At 42.1% G+C, this 23395-nt stretch carries 21 protein-coding genes and 1 pseudogene; 5 read left to right on the top strand and 17 right to left on the bottom strand.

Translation table 11 applies throughout. The features are described from left to right. Positions 1–348: 348 nt before the first annotated feature. Entirely contained in the window at positions 349–783 is a 435-nt protein-coding gene (locus IHV80_RS00525) for a GNAT family N-acetyltransferase (RefSeq protein ID WP_192889717.1), read from the bottom strand. A gap of 78 nt (positions 784–861) precedes the next feature. After that, positions 862–1905, bottom strand: coding sequence for a porphobilinogen synthase (gene hemB, locus IHV80_RS00520; RefSeq protein ID WP_192889716.1), 1044 nt, complete (start codon positions 1903–1905; stop codon positions 862–864). Positions 1906–2113: 208 nt separating this feature from the next. On the opposite strand from hemB, the gene IHV80_RS00515 reads away from it, so the two are divergent. Beyond that, entirely contained in the window at positions 2114–2878 is a 765-nt protein-coding gene (locus IHV80_RS00515) for a TatD family hydrolase (protein ID WP_192889715.1), read from the top strand. A gap of 312 nt (positions 2879–3190) precedes the next feature. Here the strand turns inward: IHV80_RS00515 and tatC are convergent, their stop codons facing one another. The 7 genes from tatC to rmuC all read right to left on the bottom strand — a co-directional run bounded on the left by tatC (position 3191) and on the right by rmuC (position 9493). Further along, the gene (gene tatC, locus IHV80_RS00510; RefSeq protein ID WP_192889714.1) at positions 3191–3946 is read right to left on the bottom strand and encodes a twin-arginine translocase subunit TatC; all 756 of its coding nucleotides are present in this window, start codon (positions 3944–3946) and stop codon (positions 3191–3193) included. Positions 3947–4060: 114 nt separating this feature from the next. After that, a complete protein-coding gene (tatB, locus tag IHV80_RS00505; RefSeq protein WP_048612432.1) occupies positions 4061–4468 on the bottom strand; it encodes a Sec-independent protein translocase protein TatB in 408 nt (135 codons plus the stop codon). 3 nt (positions 4469–4471) lie between these two features. Continuing rightward, the gene (gene tatA / locus IHV80_RS00500) at positions 4472–4726 is read right to left on the bottom strand and encodes a Sec-independent protein translocase subunit TatA (RefSeq protein ID WP_004735565.1); all 255 of its coding nucleotides are present in this window, start codon (positions 4724–4726) and stop codon (positions 4472–4474) included. A gap of 54 nt (positions 4727–4780) precedes the next feature. Beyond that, a complete protein-coding gene (ubiB, locus tag IHV80_RS00495; protein WP_009848053.1) occupies positions 4781–6415 on the bottom strand; it encodes a ubiquinone biosynthesis regulatory protein kinase UbiB in 1635 nt (544 codons plus the stop codon). After that, positions 6412–7017: a ubiquinone biosynthesis accessory factor UbiJ gene (locus tag IHV80_RS00490; protein WP_192889713.1), complete on the bottom strand. Its 606-nt coding sequence runs from the start codon at positions 7015–7017 to the stop codon at positions 6412–6414. Before IHV80_RS00490 ends, ubiB begins: the two co-directional genes overlap by 4 nt. A 98-nt stretch (positions 7018–7115) precedes the next feature. Continuing rightward, positions 7116–7895, bottom strand: a complete 780-nt coding sequence (gene ubiE / locus IHV80_RS00485; RefSeq protein WP_192890699.1) for a bifunctional demethylmenaquinone methyltransferase/2-methoxy-6-polyprenyl-1,4-benzoquinol methylase UbiE — start codon at positions 7893–7895, stop codon at positions 7116–7118. A gap of 65 nt (positions 7896–7960) precedes the next feature. Further along, complete coding sequence (gene rmuC / locus IHV80_RS00480; RefSeq protein WP_192889712.1) at positions 7961–9493, bottom strand: DNA recombination protein RmuC; 1533 nt, start codon at positions 9491–9493, stop codon at positions 7961–7963. A 138-nt stretch (positions 9494–9631) separates the two neighbouring features. On the opposite strand from rmuC, the gene IHV80_RS00475 reads away from it, so the two are divergent. After that, positions 9632–10540, top strand: a complete 909-nt coding sequence (locus tag IHV80_RS00475; RefSeq protein WP_192889711.1) for a DMT family transporter — start codon at positions 9632–9634, stop codon at positions 10538–10540. Positions 10541–10703: 163 nt separating this feature from the next. Beyond that, entirely contained in the window at positions 10704–10937 is a 234-nt protein-coding gene (locus IHV80_RS00470; RefSeq protein WP_192889710.1) for a DUF2933 domain-containing protein, read from the top strand. An 81-nt stretch (positions 10938–11018) separates the two neighbouring features. On the opposite strand, the gene cueR is transcribed toward IHV80_RS00470, so the two are convergent. After that, positions 11019–11414 (bottom strand): Cu(I)-responsive transcriptional regulator, encoded by a 396-nt coding sequence (gene cueR, locus IHV80_RS00465; RefSeq protein WP_192889709.1) that lies wholly within the window; start codon positions 11412–11414, stop codon positions 11019–11021. A gap of 284 nt (positions 11415–11698) precedes the next feature. On the opposite strand from cueR, the gene IHV80_RS00460 reads away from it, so the two are divergent. Then, positions 11699–11893, top strand: coding sequence for an SHOCT domain-containing protein (locus IHV80_RS00460; protein WP_086711582.1), 195 nt, complete (start codon positions 11699–11701; stop codon positions 11891–11893). Positions 11894–12026: 133 nt separating this feature from the next. Here IHV80_RS00460 and IHV80_RS00455 read toward each other — a convergent pair. The 6 genes and pseudogenes from IHV80_RS00455 to IHV80_RS00430 form a co-directional block, all read right to left on the bottom strand. Further along, positions 12027–12209 (bottom strand): annotated as a pseudogene (locus tag IHV80_RS00455) (NAD(P)/FAD-dependent oxidoreductase); the annotation flags it as partial. Positions 12210–12440: 231 nt separating this feature from the next. Then, the gene (locus IHV80_RS00450; RefSeq protein WP_192889708.1) at positions 12441–13271 is read right to left on the bottom strand and encodes an ATP F0F1 synthase synthase; all 831 of its coding nucleotides are present in this window, start codon (positions 13269–13271) and stop codon (positions 12441–12443) included. A gap of 2 nt (positions 13272–13273) precedes the next feature. Continuing rightward, on the bottom strand, positions 13274–13819 hold the full coding sequence (locus IHV80_RS00445) for a hypothetical protein (RefSeq protein WP_192890698.1): 546 nt from the start codon (positions 13817–13819) through the stop codon (positions 13274–13276). Beyond that, a complete protein-coding gene (locus IHV80_RS00440) occupies positions 13819–15138 on the bottom strand; it encodes a restriction endonuclease subunit S (RefSeq protein ID WP_192889707.1) in 1320 nt (439 codons plus the stop codon). The genes IHV80_RS00445 and IHV80_RS00440 overlap by 1 nt, the downstream gene beginning before the upstream one ends. Next, a complete protein-coding gene (locus IHV80_RS00435; protein ID WP_192889706.1) occupies positions 15131–16762 on the bottom strand; it encodes an HsdM family class I SAM-dependent methyltransferase in 1632 nt (543 codons plus the stop codon). Before IHV80_RS00435 ends, IHV80_RS00440 begins: the two co-directional genes overlap by 8 nt. Before the next feature lie 6 nt (positions 16763–16768). Further along, positions 16769–19945: a type I restriction endonuclease subunit R gene (locus IHV80_RS00430; RefSeq protein WP_192889705.1), complete on the bottom strand. Its 3177-nt coding sequence runs from the start codon at positions 19943–19945 to the stop codon at positions 16769–16771. Between the two features lie 705 nt (positions 19946–20650). Between IHV80_RS00430 and IHV80_RS00425 the strand changes: the two genes are divergently transcribed. Then, positions 20651–22537 carry a hypothetical protein gene (locus IHV80_RS00425; RefSeq protein WP_192889704.1) on the top strand — a complete coding sequence of 629 codons (1887 nt, stop codon included), beginning with the start codon at positions 20651–20653 and terminating at the stop codon, positions 22535–22537. 563 nt (positions 22538–23100) lie between these two features. Here IHV80_RS00425 and IHV80_RS00420 read toward each other — a convergent pair. After that, positions 23101–23388: a hypothetical protein gene (locus tag IHV80_RS00420; RefSeq protein ID WP_086050303.1), complete on the bottom strand. Its 288-nt coding sequence runs from the start codon at positions 23386–23388 to the stop codon at positions 23101–23103. Positions 23389–23395: the final 7 nt, after the last annotated feature.

Genomic DNA, 23395 nt, shown 5'->3' with positions numbered 1-23395 from the left:
ATACGTGCCACTAAATATGCATCTTGTTGAAATTGAGATATAAAAAAAGCGACACCCGAAGATGTCGCCTAGCAAAAACCGGTAAAGCTATTCAAATTGAATATCACAGCTTTACCTAAAAGCTATAAATTACACTGGAAGCAATGTGAGCAATGTCGTGTCAAAAAGAACTTAGTACAAGTTCGCGAGAATTCTGTTGAGTAGCCAAGTAGATACTTGAGTACTTAACATCCTTGTGAACATTTCCTCATTCCCTAAGACGAAGTTAATAATAATGATTCTCATTTAATAGTCAACACTTAAATGATAATAAATCTCATTTAATTTCTAATTCTTTAATTATAGTGCTCAAATTTGCTTCAAAAAATGAATTCTATGGGCATTAATGTCTTCTTTTTCTTCTAATTTTTCGATTAGGTAACCATTTCTCAATAACAAACGCAGCATGGCTGGAAACTGATTACGAGATTTCACTTTCAGTTGTTGATAGCCCTGTTGCTTCACCCACTGCTCTTGAACATCAAGTTGCGCTTGCGCCACACCCTTGTTCCTCGCCAATGATGAAACACCACCAAACCAGCTATAAAATGTGTTTTCATCCAATTCATAACCGATCTTAAAACCCAGTAACACACCCGCTTCTTCAGCAACGAGGATCAGGCTTGTTTTACCCGCTAATCGCTCCGATAAAGATGCTACACTCTCTTTTTTGGCAAACTCGGCAATCTGTTCAACAACAGAAACAACCTCTTCTAACGAGCCTTCACGCACAATAACAGACATATTGTGTCATCCTCATAAAACAAAAGGGCTGGCACAACGGCCAACCCTTTTAGTGATCAATTAAGCAACTCTAGATCGTTACTTTTCTTTTAGGTGCTCTGCTGCTTGTGCATTGTCTTCGGCAAGCCACTCAGCCACATCTTTAGCGAAATAGGTCAGAATGCCATCCGCACCAGCACGCTTGAAGCACAACAGTGATTCCATTACGGTTTCGCGCTCTTTCAACCAACCATTTTGGATCGCAGCTTTATGCATCGCATATTCGCCAGACACTTGGTAAGCAAAAGTAGGCGCTTGTAGCTCATGCTTAACACGGCGCACGATGTCTAGGTAAGGCATACCTGGCTTAACCATCACCATATCCGCACCTTCATTAAGATCCATGGCCACTTCGTGAATTGCTTCATCGCTGTTTGCTGGGTCCATCTGGTAGTTCTTTTTGTTACCACCTTTCAGGTTCGAAGCACTGCCTACCGCATCACGGAACGGACCGTAGTAACACGATGCGTATTTCGCAGAGTAAGCCATGATTTGGGTATGAATATGACCCGCCTCTTCTAGGGCTTCACGAATCTTACCAATACGACCGTCCATCATATCTGATGGTGCAACGACATCTGCGCCTGCTTCAGCATGAGACAGAGCCTGCTTGATCAAGACTTCAGTCGTCTCGTCATTCATCACATAGCCATCTTCATCGATGATGCCATCTTGGCCATGAGTGGTAAACGGGTCGAGTGCTACATCAGTAATAACGCCCATATTTGGCACATGCTCTTTGAGTAAGCGTACTGCACGCTGCACCAAACCTTCAGAGTTATGAGCTTCAGCGGCACATAAGCTTTTCGCATCTTGGTTCACTACCGGAAACAGAGCAATCGCAGGAACACCCAATTTTGACAGGTAATCCGCTTCCTCAAGCATAAGGTCGATAGACAGACGCTCAACACCTGGCATTGACTCTACAGGCTCACGGCGCTCTTTACCCATCAAGATAAACATTGGGTAGATTAGGTCATCTACAGACAATTGATTTTCTGCCATTAAGCGACGGCTAAAGTCGTGTTTACGCATACGACGCATACGACGACCTGGGAATTGACCTTGAATTGAAACAGACACTAGATTCTCCTTGCCTAGTCTAAACACCAAAATGCTTAGATATGAAAAGTGCTAAATACTGGCAAAAGCATATCACTGATGGCTCAGGACGCTAGCAGTAAAGCGAAAAACCCATTCAAAAAAAGGGATAAATGGCAAAAAATGACCTTCTCCTCACACTGCCGTATACTCATGACAACTCAGTACAGACTGCTTTCAGGACAAAATAATGATCGACACCCATGCCCATATTTACGCGAGTGAATTCGACGAAGACCGCGAACAAGTGGTGCAGCGCGCACTTGCCAAAGGTATTGATACGATTCTATTGCCTAACATTGATTTAGAATCTATCGAGCCAATGCTCGCGACGGAAGCTCAGTTTCCAGAGGTATGTCGTTCAATGATGGGCTTACACCCTTGTTATGTGGATGCAAATATCGAACAGACCCTGAAAACGATTCGAGCTTGGTTCGATAAACATGATTTTATTGCCGTCGGTGAAATCGGTATCGACCTGTACTGGGATAAAACCTTTAAAGCAGAACAAGAAATGGCATTCGTGACTCAACTGCAGTGGGCAAAAGAACTCGATCTACCTGTCGTGATCCACACGCGTGATTCTATTGAAGAGACACTTGCCCTACTTCGTACAGAACAAGATGGCAGCTTACGTGGCGTATTCCACTGCTTTGGTAGCAGCTTAGAGGAAGCTCAAGCGATCAACGCACTCGGCTTTCACCTAGGTTTAGGCGGCGTATCGACCTTTAAGAATTCAGGGATGGATAAGGTGATCCCACACCTTGATATGAATTACGTCATTCTAGAGACAGATTGCCCATACTTAGCACCAACACCGAATCGCGGTAAACGCAATGAACCAGCCTATACAGAATTGGTGGCAAAACACATCGCCGAATTGCGTGGTATTACTATCGATGAAGTCGAAAGCATAACCACAGCGAATGCTAAAGAGCTATTTAATTTGCAATAGAACTATTAATAATTGAATTATATGAGTTTTTAGCCAATTTATTTGTTATAACAAGGCGATCTGTATACTATCAACCACCTGCATATGGAGGTAGTTGATATGTGCGACCACTCACAACACTTACAACGTCAACATCGAACTCTATGGCATAAAATTTTGGGCATCAAAGAGCTCTATATATGTCAGAACTGTGGCTATCAGTTAAAGATTCGATAAACAGACATAATAAAAAAGCGGCCTTGGGCCGCTTTTTTATTATGTGATTTTTTGCTGAAGGACTCTAACGCTTATGCTCTTACAGCACTTTGCGAATTAAGATTCAGTTTCTTCCTCTTCATCGGCATCTGGTTTGCGCACATAGAAACGCGCAAAGAACAGGCCAATCTCAAACAGGATACACATCGGAATCGCCAACAGTGTCTGCGAGATCATATCAGGCGGCGTTAGCATCATGCCGACAATAAACGCACCGACAACAATGTAAGGACGCTTCTCTGACAGCTCTTTTGGTGTCGTTGCCCCCGTCCAACATAGCAAGATAATGGCGACTGGCACTTCAAAAGCAATACCAAAGGCAAAGAACAACGCGAGTACAAAATCAAGGTAACTCGATATGTCGGTTGCGAACTCTACTCCCCCTAATGATATGGCGGTAAAAAAGCCAAACACCAACGGGAATACAATGAAGTAAGCGAACGCCACACCACAGTAAAACAGCAATGAGCTTGAAGCCAATAACGGCATGATCAAGCGCTTCTCATGCTTGTATAAGCCCGGAGCGACAAAAGCCCACACCTGATACAAAATAAACGGAACCGCGAGAAATATAGACGCGATCAAGGTCAGTTTTAAAGGTGTGAAAAATGGCGACGCAACATCGGTTGCGATCATCGTCGCGCCTTCAGGTAAGCGATCTACCAAAGGTGCAGAGACGAACTCATAAATATCATTAGCGAAATAAATTAGCCCAACAAACACCACCAGAACCGCAACAATCGCACGTAGTAAGCGATTACGCAGTTCTAGAAGATGGCTAATTAAAGGCTGTGTCTGCTCAGTCGAAGACATGTCAAACCTCTTAAACAGGAAGATCGAAAAGGAGCCGCACGTATCTATCCACTTGAATAGCTATCGACTTAAACATCTAGCGACTCAAGTATCCGGCGACTCCTCCTTGCGAGACTATTCGGCTTTCTTATCTGACGGTGCTGAAGCTTCGCTGTTGACCTGAATGGTTTCAGATTCAACAGTTTCCGTGACACTAGGTTTAGTCTCACTTGGCTTATCAGACTCAGGCTTAGCATACGGACGTTGAACTTCAGCAGCGGCCTGCTTGAGTTCATCGACTGACGCTTTTAGGTCTGGAGATAAATCTTCCATACCCATTTTTTCCGCCTTGCGTAGGTTTTCTTGCAGTTCTTGAACCTTAAGCTCATGAGAAAGTTCATCTTTCACACTATTTGCCATGCTTTTCGCTTGCCCAACAAACTTGGAGATACTGCGAATTGCAACGGGCAAACGCTCAGGCCCTAAAACCACTAACCCAACGACAGATATTAATACCAGTTCCCAAAAACCGATATCAAACACGATTTACGCCTGCTCTTTGTCTTTCTTTGTTTCAGCAGTTGTTTCAGCGCTAGCTTCTTTCTTCTGCTGTTCAATATTCTTTGGTTCAAAGTCTGCATCTTTCTTATCTGCAGGCTTATCTTCATCGCTCATTGCTTTTTTGAAGCCTTTAACCGCTGAACCTAAGTCACCGCCCATACCGCGCAGCTTCTTCGTTCCGAATAGCAAAATTACAATTACAGCAATGATTAGAAGTTGCCAAATACTGATACCACCCATTGTCATTGTCCTCGGGTCTGTCTACACATAAAAAATATTAAGGAAGTCTACTGTCTAACGACGGTAAGCTCGCCAACTTAGCAGCCAAAATGTGACACCTGCGATGCCACAGCCCATAGATAGCTGCTCATAAGGGCTTGAAACTAATATTGCGGAGCATACGACTAAAGTTGCTCCAACGCCAAACAAAAACTTTCCAGTTGCTTGCTGACGCTTACTATCTCTATAGCCTTGATAAAGCTGATCCATTCTGTGGTTCATCGCTTTACCTTGGCGCAAGCTGTCATAAAGTAGCTCTGGCAGCTCTGGCAGTTTTTCTGCCCAGAATGGCGCACGCTCTTTTACTGCGTTAATCACAGCTTGCGGCCCCACCTGGTTCATCATCCAGGTTTCAAGGAAAGGCTTAGCCGTTGCCCACAGATCAAGTTGCGGATACAACTGACGACCTAGGCCTTCCACATACAACAAGGTCTTCTGCAGAAGCACCAACTGAGGTTGAACCTCCATGTTGAAACGTCTTGCTGTATTAAATAAGTTTAGCAACACATGGCCAAATGAGATCTCACCAAGTGGTTTTGCAAAAATCGGCTCACACACCATACGAATCGCGAATTCGAAATCGTTGACGTTGGTGTCGTGTGGAACCCAACCAGAATCAACGTGAAGCTCTGCGACTTTTCGGTAATCTCGATTAAAGAAAGCCAGCAGGTTTTCGGCTAAATAGCGCTTATCTTCGCTGTTCAGCGTGCCGACAATGCCACAATCCAAGCCAATCCACTGCGGGTTATCTGGATTTTCTGGGTTAACGAACACGTTGCCCGGGTGCATGTCTGCATGGAAAAAGCTGTCGCGGAACACTTGGGTGAAGAATACCGTCACACCGCGTTCAGCCAGCAATTTCATGTTAGTGCCATTGGCGTTCAGAGTTTCAATATCTGAAACTTGAATACCATAGATTCGCTCTGACACCATCAAGGTTTCACTGCTTAAATCAGGGATAACCTCTGGGACATACAGCTCTTCGCTGCCTTCAAAATTACGTCGAAGTTGAATCGCATTGGCTGCCTCGCGGCGCAGGTCTAGTTCATCAAGTAACGTTTTCTCGTACTCGTGAACCACCTCAACAGGTTTCAAACGACGTGCTTCAGGAAGCGACTTAGCGACTATACGCGCCATTCGGTGCATCAGTTTTAGATCTGCATCAATCACTGGACGAATATCAGGGCGAATTACCTTCAGAACAATCTCACGACCGCTCTCTTTAAGCTTCGCAGTATGCACCTGAGCGATAGAAGCTGAAGCCAGTGGCTCGATATCAAAGTCAGTAAACCAGTTATCTAAGCTGCCACCTAGGGCTTTTTCCATATCTCGCTTAGCTAATTGGCCATCAAACGGCGCCACTTGATCTTGCAATAGCGCCAGCTGATCAGCGATATGAGGAGGAAATAGGTCGCGACGCGTTGACATCATCTGACCAAACTTAATCCAAACAGGCCCTAATTCTTGCAACGCTAAACGCAAGCGATGGCCTAATTCTTTATCTTGATGCTTATTCTTGAGCCAAAACAGTGATTTTCGCGCCAGCAAAGGGGCTTTGGTCAGCTGGTGCTCAGGCATCAATTCATCAAGGCCGTATTCCAACTGTACCTTGATAATATGATAAAGACGTTTCAGTTCTGTTGGGGTCATGCTTTCTCCAACAGAGCGTTCAATTTAGCTTCAAGACGTGCAACTGAGCTTTTCACGTCATCAACCTGATCGCAAAAATGTGCCACTTCTAATGGCGCTGGTGCAATCTTCCACTCTTCAGTTAATACCTGAGCGAGGTGGTTTTGATGCTTAGTCGCTTGCTTCGCCACAAGGCCGCCGACATTCTTAACGCCTTGTACCAAGGTATGAGCAACCACATCTCCAGTCACACGCGATAGCCACTCTTCCAAGTCAGGCTTGCAGTCTGTCATTAGCTGAGCAAATTTCTGAGCCAGTTGAATATCACCCTCTAAGATCAGCTTATCTTGCTTGATCAACTTAGTGATGTTCGATTGCTCACGCAGTTCTGGCAGTACCGATAGGTTCAAAGATAGGTAGCAATCAGGTTGTCCTTCGTATTCAGACAACACATCGATTTGTTGGCTAAAAACGAAAGTGAGTGTTTTATTCAGCTCTTTCAAATTAACTTGAATGATCTGCCCCTTTAAACGAGACAAACGACGAACCAAAGCTGGATCATCGTTCACGAAAGTATTTAAAGAGGTTTCAATAACCGCGGTGACCAATGGATCAAATGGCATGACTGTCCTTACCTTTTAAAACGGATAAGCCATAACCTATCCGTTCTATCTTTATTCTTATTTTTTAGCACACTCAACGAGCCTGCTACCAAGTTCGACTAGAACTTGTAACCGCGGTGCAGCGCAACAATGCCGCCCGTTAGGTTGAAGTATTTAGTATTTTCAAAACCCGCTTCTTGCATCATACCTTCCAAGGTTTCTTGGTTAGGGTGCATACGGATTGATTCTGCAAGGTAACGATAGCTGTCTGCATCGTTAGCAATCAGCTCACCCATTTTTGGCAATAGGTGGAAAGAGTATGCATCGTAAACCTTTGATAGTGGTTCAAGTACGGGCTTAGAAAACTCAAGAACTAACAGACGACCACCCGGCTTAAGTACGCGGTACATTGAACGCAGCGCTTTGTCTTTGTCCGTAACGTTACGCAGACAGAAGCTGATCGTAATGCAATCAAAATAGTTATCTGGGAAAGGCAGCTCTTCAGCATTCGCTTGTACGTAATGTACGTTGCCAACAATACCGCTATCACGCAGCTTATCGCGGCCAACATTCAGCATTGAGTTGTTGATATCAGCAAGAACCACGTGGCCTTTTTCGCCAACGATACGCGAGAATTTCGCAGTAAGATCGCCGGTACCACCACCAAGGTCTAGGATACGTTGACCAGGGCGTACGCCACTGCAATCAATCGTGAATCGCTTCCACAAGCGGTGAACACCACCCGACATTAAGTCATTCATGATGTCGTATTTAGCGGCTACAGAGTGAAATACCTCTGCTACTTTCGCGACTTTTTCGTCTTTCGCGACTGTTTCAAAACCAAAGTGTGTGGTTTCTGACTCTACTGCTGAATTTGTCTGCACGCTTGTGTCCATAATGCTGTTATCTACCATGGTAAGTTCTCATCGACAGTACACTCTCTGTTTAGAGGCGCTGCGGCCGATTAGTTTACTTTATCCTCAGCAGGTTGTCTTTCTACTAAGGAGGCATTTTCTGAAAAAGCCTCATTTTGAGCGATTTCCGCCAAGCCAACCGAGATAGGTTTCTTCACTTCAACACCCAATTGCTTAAAGCTCTCTGCCTGACGAATCACGTTACCGCGCCCAGTCACCAGCTTATTCATGGCACCTTGGTAGCTTTGGTTGGCTCTGTCTAATGAGCTACCAAGGCCTTCCATATCATCAACAAACAAGCGCAGCTTGTCGTAAAGCTTGCTCGCACGCTCTGCAATGATTTGTGCATTCTGGTTCTGCCTTTCGTTACGCCACAAGTTATCAATGGTACGCAGTGCCACCAGCAGGGTGGTTGGGCTGACCAAGATGATGTTTTGCTCCATCGCATCTTTAACCAAACTAGGATCAGCCTGAATCGCCACTTGGAATGCAGGCTCAACTGGGATAAACATCAATACATAATCAAGGCTCTGTATGCCTTTGAGCTGATGATAGTCCTTTTGGCTCAAGCCTTTAATGTGCGCTCGCAATGAAGCCAAATGATCACGCAGTGCTGCGTCACGTTGTTGATCGGTCTCAGCGTTGAAGTAGCGCTCAAATGCCACCAACGCCATTTTTGAATCCACCACCACCTGCTTATCTTGTGGCAAATGCACGATCACATCCGGTTGGTAACGCTTTCCGGCATCGTTTTGCAGGTTCACCTGAGTTTGATATTCATGGCCTTCTCGTAAGCCTGAATCCGCCAACACACGAGCCAGTACCACTTCCCCCCAGTTACCTTGTTGTTTATTATCACCCTTTAGCGCCTGAGTCAGGTTAACCGCTTCACGTGTCATGCTTTCATTGAGACGTTGCAGGTTTTTAAGCTCGTGTACCAAGGTGTGACGCTCTTTGGCTTCTTGACTGAAGCTATCATTAACCTGCTTCTTAAAGCCTTCCAACTGCTCTTTCAGCGGTGACAACAAACCTTCGAGGCTCTGCTTGTTCTGCTGATCGACCTTGGCGGTTTTGCTCTCAAAGAGTTGATTTGCTAACAGTTCAAACTGCTGCTTAAGTCGAGATTCTGCTTGCTCTAACAATTGCAGTTTTTCACTGTTGGCGAGATTTTCTTGGTCGTGCCTCGCCTCTTGCTCGCGCAGCTCAGCCTCCAACTCAGACTTATGCTCCTTAAGAACATTGATATCATCGGCATACTGCTGACGCTCTTGCTTCACTGCTTCAAAATAGCGCAGCTTCTCCATCGCAGCCATCACCTTGCCATGGGCCTGCTTAAGTTCAAATGCCGCTTTGTCTCGATCATCATCCAGCTCATTGAGCTCTTGTTGTGCCTCTGCGAGTGAGGATTTGAGCTGAGATTGTTGTGACTCATGCAGCAAACGGTCGGACTCTAGTTGCTGTTCAAGAAGTCGCTGCTGAAAAGAGAACTTCTGTTTGATCCACCAGCCCACCACACCGCCGCTGACGAGCGCGCCGGAAATAGCAGCAATAAGCGTTGCCTGATGTTCGATAATCCATTGCATGATAATGATTTAGCCTAATAGGAGATAACTCATTAAATGGTATTTTGATACTGGATAAATGTCCAGTTTGCCGTATTAAAATTCGACAGATAGACTAGGCGCTCCGTATTCTGTCCCATCAAATTAGAATGAGTTGCTATGAACGAACGTCGTGCCTTGGGCTTTGGCCTTGCTGCGGTATTACTGTGGTCAACAGTCGCTACTGCTTTTAAGCTGACCCTTGCTGAGTTTTCACCGATTCAAATGCTGACCATCGCCAGCATTGTGTCGTCGATTGCGCTGATCGCCGTTTGCGCGTTTCAAGGTAAGCTTTCTCAACTGAGTACCACGTTTCTTTCAAACCCTTGGTATTACTTACTGCTTGGTTTGGTTAACCCTCTAGCCTATTACCTGATTCTATTCAAAGCCTACGACTTACTGCCCGCTTCTCAAGCGCAAGCCATCAACTACAGTTGGGCGATCACGCTGACTCTAATGGCGGCAGTGTTTCTAGGACAAAAGATTCGTAAGCAAGATTGGGTGGCGTGTACCTTCAGTTATGCAGGCGTAGTGGTTATTGCCACTAAAGGCGATGTGTTAGGAATGCAGTTCGATAGCCCACTCGGTGTGGCCTTAGCTCTGCTTTCAACGCTGCTGTGGGCGGGCTACTGGATTTTAAATACCAAAAATAAAGCTGACCCTGTGGTAGGTGTATTGCTTGGTTTCTTAGTGGCATTGCCATTCGCGATCGGTTTAACCATTTATGAAGGCGAGAGCTTTAGCCAAATTACAGCAAAAGGTTGGATGGCCGTGACTTATGTTGGCTTGTTCGAGATGGGCATTACCTTTGTCTTGTGGCTATCAGCACTCAAGCTAACCAACAATACGGCACGTATCAGCAACCTAATTTTCGCCTCACCGTTTATCTCGCTAATGCTACTTTCGACCATTATTGGCGAAGAGATTCACCCAGCAACACTGTTTGGTTTGATGCTGATTATTGCTGGTCTTGTTATTCAACAGATCAAATGGGGAAAGAAAAAGGCCCCGATTAAAACTGATAACTAACTCAAAAAATGGCTAGTTATTACGCTAGCCTTTTCAGTATCCCTCGGCATAATTTCAAGTTTGCCAAATTAGTTGTTTAAAAGCGTTGACCTTACTGTTACTGGAACCTTCATGCTACAGCCAGTTCAAAAAAACGCATCCAACAATTAAGGCAACCTCTACTATGAACACCAAAAAACTTTGTAAAATCACCTGCATATTATGTCTAGGTCTACCTGTAGCATTTTTCTTATTCGCAGGTAATCTCTCGACCGAAGCTCTAACCGGTCTTGCTATTCAGGTGATTCTTTGTGGTGTGATGATGTTTGCGATGATGAAAATGATGGGCTGTAATAAGCCAAAATCAGAAACTGATGAAACCAACGTTGATAACGAAAAACACAATAATCCATCGTAACCAGCAGAACCTAATAAGATTACTTAGGCTTCACACTCCGGAGTCTAAGCCCGTACTTTCGATCTAACAATGACTGTTAAGTTAGTCTGTGTCAGACAACGAATGAACAATCGGGCAATCTGGAGAATCCCCGCCCTTACATTTGCTCGCTAATCCTTTTAAAGTGTCCAACATAGAATTTAATCGCTCCACTCTAAGCTCTATCTCTTCAATCTTCTGTAACGTAAGATCCTTAACCTCCCCGCTCGCACGGTTCTCATCCCTTTGCAGATCAAGCAACTGCTTCGTTTCTTCTAAGTTAAAGCCGGCTTCTTTTGCTTTAGCAACAAAACCCAATTCATCCACAATAGCTTGAGTAAAGAAGCGATACCCATTTTCAGATCTCGGCGGTGTACTAATTAGACCAATACTTTCGTAATAGCGAATCGTTTTACTGGTTAAGCCCGTCTGTTTTGATACTTGGCTAATATTGAGCATTAAGATTCCTTGAACACTGAGTGGATTGGCCTTTACAACGAAAAAAACCGACATCCGTTAAATGATAGTACCTACATTAAAGCATTTCTTTGCCACCAATATATAACCCCGTTAATACGTCGTGACCAAAGGTTTCTATTTGAAATGGTTATGAGTAAGAACAGAGCACTGAGTGCAGAATATAATTCACATTTTCCCAAAAAGTCATTGACCTTCCTGTAGCTAGAACCTTCAAAATCAGTTCCGTCAACACGACAATTCACTTTAAAGATTAAGGGAAAACTATGTTTGGATACCATGAATTTCACTGGCTAATGCCAATCTCGATGGCTCTTTTTTGGGGAACAATTATCTATATGATTTTTTCCAACAACGACTCAACCACAAAAACAGTGAGTGCTGCTGATATTGCAAAAAAGCGTTACGCTAACGGTGAGATTTCAGTAGAAGAGTTAAATGAAATTAAAAAGAACCTATAACTTACAAAGCGTTATATACTCTCAACAACCCTCATACTTATCAATGTAGGCATGAGGGTTGGTCTATCAAAATCAGAACAAAAGAGGCTAATATTCAGAGCTACTACGGGCGGGCTTTATTGTCTCTACACTCTTAAACCCACTGGCCTGCTGCGAAGCCTGAGCTCCAGCACCATTGGAAGTTATAGCCACCTAACCAACCTGTTACGTCCATTACTTCACCGATGAAGTAGAGGCCAGAGACCGTTTTACATTCCATGGTTTTTGATGACAAATGATTGGTGTCCACACCGCCTAATGTTACTTCAGCAGTTTTCCTAACACAGTCCATAAGTTGTCAAAATACAATTTATCAATTCTGTATTTTATGCTTCAAGCTTAACTTGCAGCGCTGTAAGTTCTCAAGAAACCGAACTGATGTAAAAACCAAATTAGCAGTTCAACAATGGTTATACCCACATTTTTAAACCGCATTGGGGAGATGTCATGGGCTTTGCTAAGAACCCGATAACATCAAATAACAATGCATAACTATTCAACTAGTGTATTACATTGGTTGGACTGAATTAGCCAAACGCTTTTCATGCCCTAAAGGTGTAGTGTAAAAACGCTGCTCAATACCGTAGAGCAAATATTTCAGCTCATCGTCTGAGTTGATTTCAAACTTACTGTTTTCTTTATCGAACGTTAACTTTTGCTCGCAGTAACTATGAATATACGAGTACATTTGATCTCGTTCTTCCACTGGTAATGCCGCCAGTGTATCCATTGCCAATGCGATACGTTTACGATTAGGCTTCGATACTTTAGAGGTATCATAGCCATCAGAAAGCTCAATAAAGTCCTCTTCTAAGAACTTTTCAACCTCTTCTTTTGTTGCTTCTTTGTAGAGCTCATCAATGCCTTTAAAGATGCTAGATATTGTCGCTAGACTCTTAAATACCAACTTATCCTGCGCTTTGTAGTAGACAGCATCAGCCACTTGATTAACAACCAAACGCTTTTCAGTACTTTCAAGCTCGGCGGCTTCACCGAATGCAATCATCTTCTTGGTAACAAAAAGAGAAGGCGTTATTTTTTGAAAATAGAAATTATTGCCTTGAATCGCATAAAGCTGAGCAATGTCTTTAAACTTAGCTTTTGGAAGGTCGTCATAATCTTTTGAATCAAAATCGACTTTAAGAATATCAAGACAGTATGGCTGTTGACTAAAGTTATCGATTTTAAACCACGAATCCTCGTCTAGGTTGTGGTCAGGGGCATACTCGACACAGGCATCATCAGTAACGAGCAACTCTTCGAACAGCGTTTCATCTGAAAGCAGCTTAAATACATTCTTTTTACTGCGACCTTTAACTTTAGTCAGTACTGAATCCACAATTACCCTCGCTCAATAAATGTATAATTATTAATACGATAAGCTTTATCGATCACTATATCACTTGGTGTTTTATAGCGCTCTTGGCTTATCAAAAAGATGGTTGCACCATTTTTCGTTTTGATGTTATAGAACTCAAATCCAAACAATAAAAACAGCGGGTTGAAGTAAAGTGCCTGTGACAAGAAGGTAAACACAAACAGAACACCATATACAAAAAACAAGGTTTCCCAACTGCCAATGCTTAGTGCCACAAAAAAGTAGCCTAAGTAACTAGGAAGAAAACTGTTATTAGCGTGTTCAACCTCCACCACCTGGCCTACTTTGAATTCATCCTTACCAAGGTATCGACAGAGGAAGATGCTCAGCCCACTTAACGCTATTGGTATCAAGAGATAAAAAATATATGAAATTGCGTTCGGCAGAGTAGCTAAGTAGATACACTTGTCAAAAAAGTAACCTAACGTAAAACCTTTTTGCACCACAAAGATTATCAACAACAAAGATGTTGCGGTAACAGTGAGCAATAGCCGATACGCAACATTCATCATTTTACCGTAACCTGCCCATTCATTAGCATCGGTAGAAGCCAGTCTCGTAAAGCTTCCAACTCAGAGTTCTCTTTGAGTAAGTTCTGTTTTTTACTCTGTAATGGGCTAACAAAATCGTAAAATTTCTGAGCTAAATTTTCTGGTGGCATAGCAACGCTGTACTTAGTCACAAATGAATCAAACAATAGATTTTTAATTCCACTAGTTTTACCTTCCCAGCCAAATAAAATTTCATGATCGTAAATCCACTGCCACATGTAAGTAAAATTATAAAAATATGAAATATTTTTCAGCGAGATCGACTTGCAGAAATTAGAACAAATGACAGGATGCTCAAAGCGTTCAAGTACTTCTTTCGTTATTCCAGATAATCGACCTGTAGACTGAGTCGGACTACCGCCAGAAATTTCAATTACAAAGTCAAAAGGTGAAAGCAGTTTATGTTCATTCTTCTTGAGGATAAATCGGTTTGGGGCAGCTACTTTTCCTGAACCATTGACCCCATTAATATCCGCACCTCTAATACAGTCGACTCGCAAAGTGTAATTGCCTTCTTGAGCCTCTTTTCCCCAATCGCCTGTTTTATCAGATTTGATCCAATCTGATAGAAAGTTCACATTCCATTCAACAGGAATCTCTCGATCAAGAGATTCATTATAAACCATCTTCCCACCAGATGATTTATAAGGCCTTCCGTCTGTATCAGGAAAGTCAAACTGTACAAACCAGAAGTCATATAGCGTTTTCGCAATAGCTTCTAATTCGCTGTTGATACAGTTGTTTAGTTCGATTTTATCTTCAATAGAATAAATAACGTTCGCCAACTTCTCTTGAATTTCTTTGACCGGCCCATTAAACGGTACGCTAGAAAGAATGCCTGTATTCAAGTTTGGCATTGTAGCCCCAACGGCTTGCTTAACTATCCAATTCTGAAGTGTTGGAGTGCTCAGATATTGAGTTAAAAACCTAGAATCAAATTTACTTCCTGGACGCAGTAATAGGCAGCCTGTACCACAAAAGTAACCAGCTTCTTTCTCTCGAATTAAAGCTTTGAGTGTTACATTTCCTCTACGGCTATAAACAATGTCCCCTTCCTTAACGATATACTTCGAGAGGCGATTTGCATCTTCCTCTGTGATAAAAGCTATATTTGAAAGGTCAACCCTATTATCTTTCATATTGGCAGGCATAATACATGGCACACCAACCTTAACATAGTCTTCAGCATGCAGCTGACTGCCAAAAGGACCTGTATGAATTTTCCCCCCTCCAGCCTTTACTAAGTCCCCAAGTTTATCATTAATGGTACTAATCATATTTTAAACCCGCTAACTGCTTTTTAATTTCAGCCTGTAGAAAGGTTGATTGACTGAACATGCTATCCAAATTATCGCTAAAAAGTCGCATTTTCTCTGAAAATTGTTCTTGCGTCATGTTTACGTATTCAACTTTAACCTCAAAATACTGCCCTGCACTCAGGCTATAATTCTTAGCTTCAATATCTGCATAGTCAACAGCTACAGAGAGGTCCTCTACAGTTTCTTTGACAGTGAATACATCGATAATTTGCTGCTCTTCCTCTGGTGACAATACCGTTTTTTGGTTTTTGCCTTCTTTAACCTTTTGGCCAAGGTTAGAAGCATCAATCAACACAACCTTGCCATTGTTGCTTTTATCAATAAACAGGATAGACACATTGGTGCCTGTGGTAGCAAAGATGTTTGATGGCATTGATACCACGCCCGCAAGCATTTTGTTATCGACTAAATACTGGCGGATCTTTTTATCGATACCTGATTGCGCTGTTATGAAGCCTGTAGGCAACACTACTGCCGCTTTACCATTAGACTTTAATGAATAAATGATGTGTTGTAAGAACAACTGATAGATAGCCATTTTATCTTTAGCTTTTGCTGGCACTTTTGGCACACCAGCAAAGAAACGCTTTTGGTGCTCTTTCCCATCTAGCTCTTCATGAATCTCACTAAAATCAAGCTTAAATGGTGGGTTTGATACGATGTAATCGAACTGCTTTAACGCTGCACCATCTTTGTGGTGAGGATGACGCATAGTGTCACCTTCAATCACATTAGGAATTGAATGCACAAGGTTATTTAAGATTAAGTTCAATCGTAGAAGGTTCGATGACTTCTTCGAGACATCCTGAGTAAAGATAGAACAACGACTTTCACCAATAGCGTGTGCAACGTTCATCAACAAAGTACCTGAGCCGGCTGATGGGTCATAACAACTTACGTTACTAATTTTTCCTTGCTGCTCTTCTGGCACAAGAATATTAGCCATAATGCGAGCCACGGCATGAGGTGTATAGTACTCGGCATATTTGCCGCCTGAATTGCTGTTGTAATCTTTGATTAGGTATTCAAAAATCACTGCATAGAAGTCGTACTTTTGGGTAAAAATACGCTCAAAGCTAAACTCAGCAATACTATTAATGATTGCGCGACAAAAGTCATCACGCTTACTAACGGTCACATACTCACTAATCGATTCGAACAGTGCTACCTTCTCGCCAGAATCGGTCATTACTGAGAAGGTATCACTGTTGATCATCGAGATATCGCGTAGTGTGTCATCGAACAACTTAGCGAAGTCAGCTTCATTTTGTTTCGCAAATAAGGTGGAGATGAAATGCTCTTGTTTTAGCTCTGCTGCATCAGCTGGCAACTGCATCGCAAGCATTTCTCGCTCATCATCGCTTAGTGCGATAAACGCTTGCTCCCAGTTATCACTGCTTTCCAGCTTAGGTTCAATTTGTTTCGTTTCATAGGTGAACTTATCGTTCAATAGCTTATACAAGAATACCTGAGTAATGATCTTAAACTCACTCGCGTCATTACCTAGGCCATTACGAGCACATGTTGATTTTAAATCATCGATCAGCTGTTTAGTTTTACTTTGGAAATCTTGTTCTACCATTTTGTCCTACCACGGCGTTCTGCCGTTAAATTCGTTTAAATACTCACGTACTACCAACGTGTTGATATGCTTCGCGGCTACGGGAGTTAAATTGATTTTTTGTTCCGTTTTAAACTGTTTGATGGTGTTAGGCATCACTTTACGTTCAAAATAGCTCTCGTTATTGAGCAGCTGCTGATTGTTCAACACTTGCTCATCGGTTAGCTGCTTGATTGCTGCTAGCGCTTCAAAAATACGGCGTTCAACTAAGTTTTCAGTGCTCTCAAACAACTTACTATGTTGGCCTTCTCCTCGTTTCCCCTCAAGGAGTCGCTTATGAGTTCTAGCGTACTTTTCATCACCTAAGTATTTAGCCTTATAACGGCTGTTTTCTTGGTTAAGCACCTTTACTCGCTCATGAATTTTGCGCAGCGCACCAATGTTCTTGTCCATCTGTTCTTGGCTTACTTCACTCAAATTCTTGGTTTTAAATAAGCGTTCTAACTCTTCTTTCAAAGCAATAAATTTCGGATCAGCTTGGTCTATGTTGCCAGCCAAAGCCTCACGGGTTTTACGTAAGGTGTTTTTGAGTTCGTCAGCTAACTTGAGTTCACTTTCACCGACCTTAGTGAACATAAATACTACATCTTCTAGCGCCGCGTTTAATAAGTTGGTGGTATCCGTACTGTTCTCTATTTGCTCTTTTAAGTTCAAGCTTCCCAAGTGATCATTGGTATATCTGAATAAGACGTTAAGCTTAGCGAAATCTAGCTCTTGAAGCTGCTCAGTATCCCCTTGAAGGCGGATGAGATTATACAGGTCTTTGGCACTTTCTAATGCTTTCTTTAAGACTAATATTTGTTTGCGATCTGAGATTTGGCTAATCTGTTGCTGGAACAACTCAGTGTTCTCAGTATCGAATTGGAATAGCACATCTTTTATGTGCTCAATCTCTTCGCACACTTCTTCATGACTTTTGAACAAGTTTGAATAACTGTCCATTTCATCGCCCAGTTCACTTTTTAGCTCATCAAAATAGGCTTTATTGGTCGCGTCAAATTCAGCGCTGATATCAGCAAAATCAACTACGTAACCATAGCGGAACTCTTTGTAGGTGCGGTTTACACGTGTTAACGCTTGAAGTAAGTTGTGCTTTTTAATGACTCGACCTAAATAAAGTTTTTTCAATCGTTTAGCATCAAAGCCCGTAAGCAGCATGTTGTAGACAAACACGAAGTCTATTTCGCCTGCTTTATATTGCTCTACCCACTCTTTACGCTCTTCCTTGCTACCTACGTCATGTAAAATCAGAGCAGCTGAATGTACTTGGCTATCTCGTTTTAACTTTTCGTTGTAGCTAGCCCTTGGCTTATGAATAGCACTTTCTTTTACTACAGCGTCTTCTGACTTTGAGCTAGCAGGCAATACAGGTTTAGTGGCATAAATAGCATTGAACTGTTCAAACAGCTCTTTTGCTTGTTCAGAGCTATCACAAATTACCATTCCACCAATGCTGTTATCTCCCCACGAAGAGCGGCTTTTTTCAAAGTCCTGAACGATGTAGTTCAACATAGGTTCTACGAATCTAGGGTGGGCATAGGCTTGCTTTTTATCAATACTGCCTTGCAGCAACTCGACCTCTTGCAGAGCTTCACGCATTGCCATGACATAATTGCTAGCAATCTCTTCACGAATTAAACGTAAGGTATAGCCATCAGCAATTGACGCGTTGTAGTAATACTTATGGATGTAATTGCCAAAAATCTGTTTAGAACTAAATGCTTTGGACTCTTTAGTTGGATCTTTATCCTTTTCCTCCAGAAGCAACGGAGTACCTGTTAAACCGATCTTAATTGCATTGGGGTCTGACTGGGTGAGGTTGGCTAAGAAACTACCTTTAGGGTTGTAGCTACGATGCACTTCATCTAAAAAGTAAACACGTTGGATACTGACGTCATAATCAACTGTTCGTAGAACACTAGGGTCATCCTCGAACTTTTGAATATTAACAACGGTGATCTCCGGCTTACCCGAATCATTATGGATCACCTTAGTTGCCTTGATACTCTGAGCAAAAGCTTCTCTAGAGTTCACAGTATGAACCATTAACCCACGACTCGTAAATTCACGCTGTGCCTGAATAAGTAGATCAATCCGGTCAACAATAAAATAGAACTTAGGGATTATGTGTTGCTTTTGATAGTAGTCAGTTAAGTGCCTTACGTTGTAATAAGCCAGAGCCGTTTTTCCACTTCCCTGGGTATGCCAAATAATGCCTTTCTTAATGCCTTCACTTAACTTATTTTCAATCGCTTTGGTCGCAAACAGCTGTGGATAACGCATCACGTGTTTTTGTAGACCATCAGTTTCTTTAACGTACGCTAGCGAATATCTCAGCATGAACGCAAGGCGCTCTGGGTTAAGAAGTGACGTGCATATTCTATTGGTTGGCGCGTCATAGTCTTTGTTGGTGAGGAATTCAGGGCTATGTTTAATAACAGTGTAGTTATTGTCTTTTAGAACAAAGTTCTCAGTCTCATCGGCTAAAGGCTTAAGTAGCTTAGTAAGATTAAGAACTTCTTCTTCTCGGAAGTAGTTGAAGGTAGGCTTTGTATAAGATGAACTCGCATAGAACGCCCCTTGAATAGGCTCGGGGCTACCATCATCGTACTCCATGTTATTAGAAAACAGCATGAGCTGAGTAATATTAACGAAGCGTCTAAATTTGGGATTTTGGAAACGTTCATTGATTCGCTTGCGTTCATCTAGAACACCATCTTTATTATTTGGTTTTTTAACCTCAATAAAGACTAAAGGCATACCGTTAATGAGCAGAATGATATCTGGACGAAACTTTTCATCACCGTTCTTGTATGTAAGCTCTGTTACTACGTGTAGGCTATTTTTTGAGAAGTCATCAAAATCGATGAGTTTTGTACCGGAACGACTCGTCAGTTTTTCATAAAAAGCACGGCCTAGATCTTCATTGTCTAAGCTTAACTTCAAGTCATCCAAGCAACGTTCAATATCCCCACCATCCATTCCAGGATTAATACGTTCAATCGACTCTTTGAAGATATCCGGGAAAATGTTGGTATCAGTGCACCAAGTAGCCTGCTTTAAAGATAAGTATTTATACCCTAAACGGGTAAGGTGCAATATGGTTGGTATCTTTACCCGTGTATCTTCGTTTTGTTTGGTCATGACGTTCCTGCTCTGAAGTAAAGCCTTCATTCAATCTAAATTCCAGCCACACAGAGAATATTTGAAAATCTATCACCTGACCACAATTAGGTGCATATATAAATCAATAACGTTAATCCTATCTCTTACTTGACCGTTGCAGGAACAACCAAATTAAAAACAAGACACTAGATGGTTTTCATTCCACATCGCACCCTGCGAATCGCAACTTGCGATGTGGATAATCATGTCAGAATATTCAGGGGGAAATGAGCTAGTTAGTATCGAATTCATAACTGACGGGCATTCCTAATGCCAGCTAATGCTTCAATGATTTGTCTAGTGCTCAATCAACAATTTGATGAACTCAAGGCGTTCTGTTGGAGTTGTATATGTTGCTGATTGTCTGGTCGGTAGACATAATTTGATCAGTTTCTAGAAAACTTCTAGACAAAACGGTTTAGGGTTGCAGACCTAAACCGTACAGTTAGGACAAGTAGAATTTAGAGTTCTGTGAAGAACTGTACATAGATAGACAAAGTGATCGCCTAGAAAAGCAAAAAAGGCGCAATAGCGCCTTTTTGAAGGATTGGTCTCGAGCCTTCTCGGGATTAGACCTCAGCAGATAGGGGAGACCGTTTTTTTCGGAATCAATGGCTTAGTGAACCATTGATTAAAATACTTTATGATTGTGAGAGTATAACATTAAATTCTGAGAATTCAATTTTGAGATTAGATAAAGGGTTAGAAAGAAGCAAGTTTACTAAACGTGAGTTGTTCTTCATGGAGTGTTGGTTCAGCCTGTGTCATCTACATAGTTTGGATAATGACCGAGTCTCACATAACAACGTCCTAAACGCCACCAATGAGTTACTTCAACTCTACCTATTCAATGACAAGCATGGGAGTGTTGATAAGAGAGCTCTGGTGACACTGGAGATGGTTGAACTTATGGAGTCAGACCGTCAGCTTGAAAATGCTCTCCTCTTAGGGGTTCCCCAGCATATTTTAGCCTTGTGTGACAAAAAAATATTAAGAGATCCCACTAAATCTGCAGTTGAATGTCAGCGAGAGCTAGTGGTTAGTTTAGTTACTCAATTCAGAAGTCTTCTGATGGAGCACTATCGCTTTCTTGCTGCTGAAGATCTGGAGTATCTACTAAAAGCTGAACTTGGTGATAAAGAAACTGAAGAGAAAAGGTTTGAGAAAATCTACTCTGTCACGGAAGCACTAATCAGTCATGTTTTGACTCTAGGTATGACGGTTGCTGAATGTTTTATGCTGTACAAGAACTGCCTTAGCAGCGTTTCTACGTCGTTTGAGGAAGCTTTTTCTCTACTGAAGAAAAGTGTAACGAGAGCGCAGTCAATTTACCAAGTGTCTATCTTTTTGAGGAGCCAAAAGCTCTATGAACTTATTGGTAAAGGGAGATCGCGGAAGTATCAAGACAGTGTATTTTATACTCTCGATGAAGAGGACATCACTGCTGATGAGACACTACCTACTGATATCAAGAAGCGAAAAAAATCGCTAGTGCAGGTCGATATCGAAGTCAGTGCAATATCGATTTTTTCTGCCAGAACACAAGCAGAATTCTCACTGAATCAATCGTTAGACAGAATAACGTACATGGTAAAAAGAGAACCAATAGAAAGGTTGAATAGCTTTGGGGCAACTTTTCTTGATGGGAATGATAACGAAATTAAGAAGTTCTTCTACAACTTCGAGAAACCTTTACAGACATCTTTAGATCGATTGGGTGATGATGAGTTCGAGCTGTATATGGAAACAATGGATAGAGTGCAAAGGCAAGCGTCTAAAGAAACAATATCAAAAATTAATGCTGCTTTTCGTTACTTTCAAAATGGTGTTTCTGAAAGTAGTCAAGAGAGCCAACTAAGTTCTCTTTGGTCTGCTTTGGAGTCGATTACCCAAGGGGTCTCCAGTAAAGGAATGGGCAAAGATGAACATGTCCATTTCACAGTTTTACCATGTATTGCATTAGACTACCTAATAAAGCAGCTTTTTGCTCTCAAAGGGGTAAGTAAAACTCTTAACTGGAAGAACATCGAATTCGAAGGGAAAAGTGTTGAAATACAAACACTTAATTTAGGTAACCTGTATACACTTCTTAAAAATCAACATATAAAGCAAGAGATTGTCCAAAGGTTAGACGACTATCCATATGCTCAGTATAAATTCTCAAGGTTTATTGAGCTATGCCAATGCCCTTATAAGTTGGCACTAAAAATGGGGGAGCATAAAAATAAGGTTTCTATGCAGCTCAGTAGGCTTTATCGATTCAGAAACGCTATCGTACACAACTCTCAGACCGGTATGCGGCTAGATATTATACTCGCAAATTTAGAGCACTATTTACGTAGTACCCTTAACGCAATGATCTACACCATGCATCATGCGACTACTATCAGTTCTCCGGAAGAGGCATTCATTAGATATAGGCACATGTTCGAAGCTATTACAAATGAAATGAATCCACTTCAGGGGCTTACAAATAAGGGCGCAATTGAGGGCATGAAGAAGCAGATTGAAAATGGAAATGCACCTATACGAGACTCGTTACTGACGAAGTGGTTAGAGGTACATCAATAAACAAGATGTTTTAGATAGATTTGCTATAACGGGACAAAAAAGAAAAAGGTCTGATTGGTTACTAACCTCTCAGGCCTTTAAATTTGGCGACTCATCCCAAACTTGAACTGGGACTCGATTATGAGCTTAATCTAGTATTAGGAGCGGAGAAATGCTAACCAGAGAGCTTTTGACTAATTTCTGAATTTAACATTAGAAAAATCATGAAAGCTCACTAGGTTAACGTGAAGATATTTGTCGTCGCCAACAGCTAATGATGACCGTGTTGGCATGTCTCTGGACAGAGTAAGCTTGCCACATTCGGTTCTTAGCTTTAACCTAACGTTGAGAGCCTCGGGTATCCCTGCTTTTTCTTGGAGTTACTACTTACTGTCTGATCAGAAGTAATGGTATCGAATTGAACTTGGCTTAATTGCAAAGCAGACCACCGAGGACATACGATAGCCCGGCCCTCTTCCGCTTATAGAGTATTGACCACAGGTTACGCGTAATAGAGCCACTACAATTAGTGGCTCTTGTCGTTTCTGGCATTCGGAAAAAAAGCCCCTACGCCATCGTTAAGCTTACTTATAGTACTGATAACGTCGTTTAGAATTATGCTTCCAACTTTTTGCTAGGTCATGCACATACGCCGGATAGTCATCCCACGGGTTAGCCAAAGATCTTCCTCGCGCAGCCCGTAGTTTAATCGGGTACCCTCTGCACTCAATCATGTGAAGAAAGTAATAGCCCTTCTCCTGTTTTGTTGAAAAGTGCTTGTGGATTCCACTGCGAATGCTGGGATAAAAGCCCCAAAGATATTGACGCTGGTATTTAATTCGTTTTCGGTACTGCTGTTTCAGTTTTTTCATTTACCCT

The sequence above is a fragment of the Vibrio bathopelagicus genome (assembly GCF_014879975.1).
Taxonomy (GTDB): Bacteria; Pseudomonadota; Gammaproteobacteria; order Enterobacterales; family Vibrionaceae; genus Vibrio; species Vibrio bathopelagicus.
Note: the sequence above shows the minus strand (reverse complement) of the source record. Positions and strands in the feature narration are given on the sequence as shown.

What these genes read in the sequence shown, in the direction of transcription:
- ubiB (WP_009848053.1), bottom strand. Translation starts at nt 6,415, where the DNA reads ATGACCCCAACAGAACTGAAACGTCTTTATCATATTATCAAGGTACAG.
- IHV80_RS00515 (WP_192889715.1), top strand. Translation starts at nt 2,114, where the DNA reads ATGATCGACACCCATGCCCATATTTACGCGAGTGAATTCGACGAAGAC.
- IHV80_RS00440 (WP_192889707.1), bottom strand. Translation starts at nt 15,138, where the DNA reads ATGATTAGTACCATTAATGATAAACTTGGGGACTTAGTAAAGGCTGGA.
- IHV80_RS00445 (WP_192890698.1), bottom strand. Translation starts at nt 13,819, where the DNA reads ATGAATGTTGCGTATCGGCTATTGCTCACTGTTACCGCAACATCTTTG.
- rmuC (WP_192889712.1), bottom strand. Translation starts at nt 9,493, where the DNA reads ATGCAATGGATTATCGAACATCAGGCAACGCTTATTGCTGCTATTTCC.
- IHV80_RS00460 (WP_086711582.1), top strand. Translation starts at nt 11,699, where the DNA reads ATGTTTGGATACCATGAATTTCACTGGCTAATGCCAATCTCGATGGCT.
- IHV80_RS00435 (WP_192889706.1), bottom strand. Translation starts at nt 16,762, where the DNA reads ATGGTAGAACAAGATTTCCAAAGTAAAACTAAACAGCTGATCGATGAT.
- IHV80_RS00475 (WP_192889711.1), top strand. Translation starts at nt 9,632, where the DNA reads ATGAACGAACGTCGTGCCTTGGGCTTTGGCCTTGCTGCGGTATTACTG.
- IHV80_RS00420 (WP_086050303.1), bottom strand. Translation starts at nt 23,388, where the DNA reads ATGAAAAAACTGAAACAGCAGTACCGAAAACGAATTAAATACCAGCGT.
- cueR (WP_192889709.1), bottom strand. Translation starts at nt 11,414, where the DNA reads ATGCTCAATATTAGCCAAGTATCAAAACAGACGGGCTTAACCAGTAAA.
- IHV80_RS00430 (WP_192889705.1), bottom strand. Translation starts at nt 19,945, where the DNA reads ATGACCAAACAAAACGAAGATACACGGGTAAAGATACCAACCATATTG.
- IHV80_RS00470 (WP_192889710.1), top strand. Translation starts at nt 10,704, where the DNA reads ATGAACACCAAAAAACTTTGTAAAATCACCTGCATATTATGTCTAGGT.
- tatA (WP_004735565.1), bottom strand. Translation starts at nt 4,726, where the DNA reads ATGGGTGGTATCAGTATTTGGCAACTTCTAATCATTGCTGTAATTGTA.
- tatC (WP_192889714.1), bottom strand. Translation starts at nt 3,946, where the DNA reads ATGTCTTCGACTGAGCAGACACAGCCTTTAATTAGCCATCTTCTAGAA.
- IHV80_RS00525 (WP_192889717.1), bottom strand. Translation starts at nt 783, where the DNA reads ATGTCTGTTATTGTGCGTGAAGGCTCGTTAGAAGAGGTTGTTTCTGTT.
- IHV80_RS00490 (WP_192889713.1), bottom strand. Translation starts at nt 7,017, where the DNA reads ATGCCATTTGATCCATTGGTCACCGCGGTTATTGAAACCTCTTTAAAT.